This window comes from Sphingobium sp. D43FB (assembly GCF_002312805.1).
In the GTDB taxonomy this organism is placed as follows: domain Bacteria; phylum Pseudomonadota; class Alphaproteobacteria; order Sphingomonadales; family Sphingomonadaceae; genus Sphingobium.
On the sequence record NZ_NMUA01000254.1, the window covers coordinates 1 to 393 of the forward strand.

A 393-nucleotide genomic window follows, 5' to 3' on the forward strand; every position below is an offset into this window, starting at 1 on the left:
CTCGCCCCGATCCTTCAGGAAGTGTCAGGCTTCAGCACTTCGACAGTCAGCCTGGTGCTGCTGGTTTACGGCACCTCTGTCGCGATCGGCAATATCTGGGGCGGCAAGCTCGCTGACAGTAAAGGCCCGGTAGGCGCTCTGAAGGTCATCTTCCTGGCGCTGGCCGCCGTGCTGATCCTGCTGACGTTCACCGCCGGGACTCCATGGCTGGCAATCGTCACCGTTCTGCTTTGGGGTGCGGGCGGGTGGTGTTGGTCGCCTCCGCCCTGACCTTACTCAGCGGTCGCCTGGATAAAGACCAACCGTTATCCACTGCGCCTGTCAGCGCGATGGGCCACTGATTTAGCGTCTGAATCAGCCATGCAGCTACTCCTCAAAACGCGATGACCTGAC

The 393-nt window shown here is 60.8% G+C and carries 1 protein-coding gene; it reads left to right on the top strand.

Going from position 1 to position 393, the window contains the following annotated elements; translation table 11 throughout:
- The coding region (locus SxD43FB_RS24270; RefSeq protein WP_343228869.1) for an MFS transporter at positions 1-270 on the top strand (270 nt) is incomplete at its 5' end.
- Positions 271-393 lie beyond the last annotated feature (123 nt).